Source organism: Guyparkeria sp. (genome assembly GCF_041687595.1).
Taxonomy (GTDB): domain Bacteria; phylum Pseudomonadota; class Gammaproteobacteria; order Halothiobacillales; family Halothiobacillaceae; genus Guyparkeria.
The window spans coordinates 15,244-21,385 of sequence record NZ_JAWLBP010000038.1 but is presented as its reverse complement, the minus strand read 5'-3'; the positions used below and the strand labels follow the sequence as shown (position 1 = coordinate 21,385).

The following is a 6,142-nucleotide window of genomic DNA, read 5'->3' as shown; positions in this document are numbered from 1 at the left end:
CCGACATTTTCGTTACGAGTGAGGCGGGGCAGACATGACGTTCCCTCCGAGCATGAGGTTCGCGCTGTTCGGTGCCGGGCTGATCGCGATCACCTACGGGCTCGCGCGCTTCGCCTTCGGCCTGTTCGTGCCGCCGATCCGGGCCGATCTGGGACTGACGCCGGACGTGGTCGGCATCATCGGCGCGCTGCCGCTCATCAGCTTTGTACTTGCCTCGCTGGTCGCCCCAATACTCGCCGTTCGGATGGGGGCCCGCTATACGGCGATGCTCTCGGGCACGGTCGGTGCCAGTGGCTTGCTGGTGATCAGCCAGGGCCCTGACGCGCTGTCGCTCGGCATCGGCGTGTTCGTTTGCGGCATCTCCACCGGCCTGATGATGCCAGCGCTCTCGGGTGCCATGCAGGCGGTGGTGGATCGCTCGATGCACGGGCGGGTGAGCTCGGTCATGAACGCGGGCACCAGCATTGGCGTGGCCGTTGCCGTACCGGCGGTACTGTTACTGGCCGACGCGTGGCGGTTTGCCTACGGTTCCTTTGCCGTCCTGGCAGTCATCGGGGTGGTCGTCACGTGGTACGTCATCCCTTCGGTGTCGCGGGTCACACCGTCGGGCGCCGCGCCGCCGCCTCCGATCAGCTCCCTGCAGTGGTGGCGTCTCGGACGGCTCTCGGTGTTCTCCTTCCTGATGGGCTTCGTCTCGTCGGCGTACTGGATCTTCGCGCCCGACCTAGTGGTCACCCTGGGTGCCCTGCCGCCCGGCGCCACCGGCTGGCTGTGGCTGGCGGTCGGCATTGCCGGCCTCGGGGGGGCAGTGGTGGCCGACCTGGCCGACCGCAACAACCCGCCCATCACCCAGGCACTGATGTTGATGATGCTGTCGACGAGCCTGGCGCTGCTCGCCGCGAGTCCCGGCAATCTGTTTCTTGCGGCATTTTCCGCGCTGGTCTTTGGCCTGGCCTACATGAGCCTGACGGGCCTCTACCTGATGACCGGCATCCGCCTGTTGCCGGGGCGCCTGTCGATGGGTCCGGTGCTGCCATTCGTGGCGGTCTCGCTCGGGCAGGCGGCCGGCTCGCCCGTTGTCGGCGAGCTGGTAAAGACATTCGGCTATGCCGACGCGTTTGCCATGTTTGCCGCGATCGGTGTCGTGGTCGCCATCCTGTCGCCCCTGTATCCGCGCACCATCGGCGAAGAGCCCGAGGGGGAGGCCGAGGGCGAACCCGGTCTCCAGGCGGCCTACGACAATCAGTTGCTGGACGCAGATGGCGAGCCAATAGAGCCTCGGACGGAAGAAGTCAGGACTTCGTAGCCGGCACGAACCCCATGGCGCGCCTCGTGCCCGGATCGGGTCCTTGGTGTCGTCCATTTGGCTCGGAAAATGTCCGGCCCGAGGCGGGAGAGGGCTGAGTGCGTAAGGCTTGTCCGAGCAGCGGGGTGTCACCTTGTCTTGATTCGTTTCCGGCGTTTACCGGAACACCACGGTATTGCGCCCCTGCCGCTTGGCGACATAGAGCGCGTCGTCGGCGCGCTTGAGCAGGGTGTCGGGGTTGTCATCTGGCCCGTAGAGGCTCGCGCCGATGCTGGCGGTGACGCGGCCGGCCTCGGTGAACGTGGCCGACTCGATGGCCTGCCGTAGCTTTTCGGTGAGGGCGGTGAGAGTGGCCTTGTCGGCGTGCGGGACGACGATGAGGAATTCCTCGCCGCCCCAGCGTCCGAGGATGTCGGTCCGGCGGCAGGTGTCGCCCAGTACGTCGGTGATCTCGCGCAGGACGGTGTCGCCGGCGCGATGGCCGAGGCGGTCGTTGATGGACTTGAAGTGGTCGATGTCGAGGATGATCACGCCGAAGCACTCGCCGTAGCGCTCGGCATGGCGCGTTTCCTTCTCCAGCGCCTCGTCGAGCCGGTGGCGGTTGTACACCCCCGTGAGCTTGTCGGTCACGGCCAGGCGTTCCGCCTGTTCGTAGGCGGCTTCCAGCTGTCGCCTCAGGCCGGCCTGCTTGAGGTAGAAGAGCCCCCCGGCGACGAGCAGCAGGACAAACACCGCGCTGACCTGCCAGAGCAGGGTGTAGTCGACTCGCTGGTCGTAGCGCACGGCGATCCACTTGTTGTTGATCTCCCGCCGCTGTTCCTCGGTGATGCTGGCGACGGCCTTCTGCATGATGCCGTGCAGGATCGGCTGGCCCTCGCGCACGGCCACGCCCATGTCCCATGACTTGCCGGTATCCCCGGTGATGCGCAGCTCGCCGGCGTACTCGGCCTGCAGCTTGTGGCCGATGGTGGCGAGCGTGCCGATGTAGCCGAAGACCTCGCCGCGGCGCACCAATTCCAGCCCGGCGTCGATGTCGGCCACCTCGACCAGCTCGAGTTCGGGGTGCTCGTCGCGCAGCAGCTCGGCGAAGGCGTACAGCGCCGGGATGGCGATCTTCCGCCCGGCCAGGTCATCCAGCCCGTCGATGAAGGCGACGTCCGCCCGGGTGGTGACCACCAGCGGGGTCTGGATGTAGCTGTCGGTGAATTCGGCGTAGGTCTCGCGCTTGGGCGTGCGCATGGCCAGGCTCAACAGGTCGCAGCGCCCGGCCTTGAGATGCTCGACCGATTCGGACCAGGTGTCGACCGGCACGGGGCGGAATTCGACGTCCAGCATCTTCCCGAACAGGGCGAAGTAGTCGGCACTGATGCCGTCGTGCTCGTCGCTCTCGTCGAAACGCTCGAAGGGCATCCAGTTGGGGTCGATGCAGATGTCGATCGGGCCCGTGTGGTCGAGCCATGCGCGTTCGGCGGCGGTGAGACCGACGGCCGGTCGCCTGCCGTGATCGCGTACGCCCAGCCAGCGGCTGCTCAGGGCCTCCCATTCGGCCGGTCTGATGTCGTCCAGCCCCTTCTGCATGATCGTGTGCAGTTCGGGCTTTTCGGGGGTGATGCCGAAGCGCAGGTCTTCCCCGCTCAGTCCGGGCAGGTCCAGCTCGCCGGCGATGCGGACGTTGGTGTAGGCGCGGCGCTTGATGACCTGGTTGATGTTGCCGAGGTTCTGCACCAGTGCGTCGATCTCGCCCAGCACCAGCGCGTCGGTCATGTCCTGGTAGGTGTCGAAGCGCACCAGCTCCATGCTGCCCGCCGCCTCGAGCTTGTCTTCGTAGAAGATGTCCCGGATGACCCCGACCTTCCGCCCGGCCAGGTCCCGGGTGTCCCTGTACTCGCCGAAGTCGTCGCGGATGAAGACGAAGACGGGGATGTGGAAGTACGGCGTGGTGTAGAGCGTGAAAGGGGTGCGTTCCTCGCGCCAGGAGATGCTCGAGATCATGTCGACCTCGCCACCGCGGAAGCGGCGCAGGGAGTCGTTCCAGGCCCCGAACCGCTTCTCGAAGGAGAGCCCGGTCTTCTCGGCCACGAGTTCCACCAGGTCGTGCTCGAACCCCTCGCCGTCGCCGTCACCGACGACGGTCAGCGGCGGGTGCTCGATCATCATGGCGATGGTGACGTTCGGATGCTCCTCGATGAATGCCCGTTCCTCCGCACTCAACGACACGGCCGAGGCGCTGCCGGAGATCAACAGCAGGCACATCCAGAAGAGAACAAGCACGTTTCGCTTTTTCACGGTCGCAAGCCTTTCCTTGGCATTGAGCGGGGCATCGAGCGGTCGAAGGACGTTATGGCCGCCATCGATTCATGCAGGCCTTCCTTTATCAAACCGTATGTCAGCAGGCGAACGTGGGCAAGGTCGACCGCTTTTTTCTCGCGGACAGGCGGTTATTTCGCCTCACACCTGCCCGTACTGCCCGGCCGCACCCACCCAGCGGGCGATCAGCGGATTGACCGACTCGGGGAAGCGTTCGAGCAGTTCGTCGGCCAGATGTCCTGCCTCCTCGAGCCTGCCCTGGTCTTCCTGCAGGTCGGCGATCTTGAGCTTGGCGATGCCGGCCTGGCGGGTGCCGAGGACCTCGCCGGGGCCGCGCTGTTCGAGATCGGCCTCGGCCAGCCGGAAGCCGTCCTCGGTCTCGCGCATCAGGGCCAGTCGCGCCCGCGCTCGATCACTCAGGGGTTCCTCGAACAGCAGCACGCAATGGCTGGCGGTCGCGCCGCGTCCGACGCGGCCGCGCAGCTGGTGCAACTGGGCCAGCCCCATGCGTTCGGCGTTCTCGATGATCATCAGCGAGGCATTGGGCACATCGACGCCCACCTCGATCACGGTGGTCGCTACCAGCAGGTGGTAGTCGCCGGCCTTGAAGCGGGCCATTTCGCGCTGCTTCTCGGCAGCGGACATCCGGCCGTGCACCATGCCGATCGACAGGTGCGGCAACTCCTCGCCGAGCATGGCGAAAGTGGACTCGGCCGCCTGCGCCTCGATCTGGCCCTCCTCGATCAGCGGGCAGACCCAGTAGGCCTGACGCCCTTCGGCACACACCTGGCTGATGCGCTCGATCACCTCGCCGCGCCGGTCGGCGCGCACCACCACGGTGGTCACCGGCGTGCGTCCCGGGGGCAGCTCGTCGATGACCGAGACGTCGAGGTCGGCGAACTGCGTCATGGCGAGCGTGCGCGGGATGGGGGTAGCGGTCATGATCAGCTGGTGCGGTCGGCGCGAGCCGCCGTCCTGGCTCGCGCCCTTGTCGGTCAGCGCCAGGCGCTGGTGCACGCCGAAGCGGTGCTGCTCGTCGACGATCACCAGCCCGAGGCGGTGAAAGTCCACCGACTCCTGGAACAGGGCGTGAGTGCCGATCGCGATCTGGGCACGCCCGTCGGCCAGTTGTGCCAGCCCTTCGCGGCGCTGGGCGACCGGCTGCTGGCCGCTCAACAGCAGCACCGACAAACCCAGCGGCTCGAACCATTGAGCGAAGTTGCGGGCGTGCTGCTCGGCGAGCAGGGCGGTGGGCGCCATCAGGGCGACCTGGTAGCCGGCGTCGATCACGTCCAGTGCGGCGGCCGCGGCGACCAGCGTCTTGCCCGAGCCGACGTCCCCCTGTACCAGCCGCAGCATCGGCAGGGGCTGGGCCAGATCCGCCTTGATCTCGCCGATGACCCGTTGCTGCGCCCCGGTGGGCGTGAAGCCCAGGTGCCCCAGCAACTGGTCGAACAGGTGCTCCCGCGGCGGGATGGCGGGCGCGGCGACCTGGCGGGTGACCGCGCGACGCTGGCGCAGGGCGAGGATGTGGGTGGCCAGCTCCTCGGTGATCAGGCGGTCGAAGGCCGGTTCGGCCCGTCCCGGTACGCCGTCGTTGCGTTTCGGCAGGTGGATGCGTTGCAGGGCGCGCAGGAGCTGGGGCCAGCCGCGGGCCTGCCGGATGGCCTCGGGCAGCGGGTCGCGCAGGTCGCGCACGGCCACTTCCAGCGCCGCCTCGACCAGCTGGCGGAGCTTGACCTGGCCCACGCCTTCCGTGGCCGGATAGACCGGCTGGATCTGCCCGATCTGGGCGTTGGCGACCAGCTCGGGCTGGGCCATTTCCAGCCCGTGGGGGCCCTGGTGCAGTTCACCGAACAGGAGATAGTTGCGCCCGGCCTGCGGTGTGGGCCCGAAGCGGCCGAAGAACCAGATGGTCAGTCCGACCGGGCCGCGGGGGCCTTCTCCGGTGCCGTTGCAGACCAGCCGCGCCTTGCCGCGAAACAGCGGACGCACTTCGTTGATGCGCACCTCGAAGAGGGCCGGCTCGCCGATGTGCTCGGGGTCGATCGGCTGCTTCGTGCCGCGGTCCTCGTAGCGCAATGGCTGGTGCCAGAGCAGGTCCTCGACGGTTTCGATGTGCAGGCGCGCGAGCTTTTCGGCGAGCTTCGGTCCGACGCCGGGGAGCTCCGCCACCGGGGAGAGAAGCCCCGTTGGTGCGTTCCGGCGGCGTTTCGAGCCGCCTTGGCGGCGGTTTTTCGGGGCAGGGGAGGACATGGCGTAGCCGGTTCTGTCAAACGGGAGGGATTGCCTATATAATACGCGCGGTTGCGCTTGCTAAAACGACGATAAAAGATTCTGGAGGATTCTCGTGGCTCAACATACTCCCAAGGTCGATCCGATGTCGAAGGTGGTCGGGTTCGTTTCGGCGCTGGTGCTGCTTGCCGCCGTCTTCTACCTGGTGAACGCCCTGTTCAACACGGTCGACCGGAACACCACCGTCGGCGAAGTGGTCGAGAAGCCGGAAACCAAGGAAGAGACCAAGACCGC

Annotated in this window: 3 protein-coding genes; 1 reads left to right on the top strand and 2 read right to left on the bottom strand. The window is 67.1% G+C overall.

What is annotated here, in order from left to right; all coding sequences use genetic code 11:
• Positions 1–52: 52 nt before the first annotated feature.
• Positions 53–1,306, top strand: coding sequence for a CynX/NimT family MFS transporter (locus tag ACESL5_RS07100; protein WP_372592081.1), 1,254 nt, complete (start codon positions 53–55; stop codon positions 1,304–1,306).
• Between the two features lie 156 nt (positions 1,307–1,462).
• Here ACESL5_RS07100 and ACESL5_RS07095 read toward each other — a convergent pair whose 3' ends face one another.
• Positions 1,463–3,592 carry a diguanylate cyclase gene (locus ACESL5_RS07095; protein ID WP_372592080.1) on the bottom strand — a complete coding sequence of 710 codons (2,130 nt, stop codon included), beginning with the start codon at positions 3,590–3,592 and terminating at the stop codon, positions 1,463–1,465.
• 162 nt (positions 3,593–3,754) lie between these two features.
• Positions 3,755–5,869, bottom strand: coding sequence for an ATP-dependent DNA helicase RecG (gene recG, locus ACESL5_RS07090; protein ID WP_372592079.1), 2,115 nt, complete (start codon positions 5,867–5,869; stop codon positions 3,755–3,757).
• Positions 5,870–6,142 lie beyond the last annotated feature (273 nt).

Excerpts from the sequence above, each read along its gene's own strand:
- ACESL5_RS07100 (WP_372592081.1), top strand. The coding sequence starts at position 53 with ATGAGGTTCGCGCTGTTCGGTGCCGGGCTGATCGCGATCACCTACGGG.
- recG (WP_372592079.1), bottom strand. The coding sequence starts at position 5,869 with ATGTCCTCCCCTGCCCCGAAAAACCGCCGCCAAGGCGGCTCGAAACGC.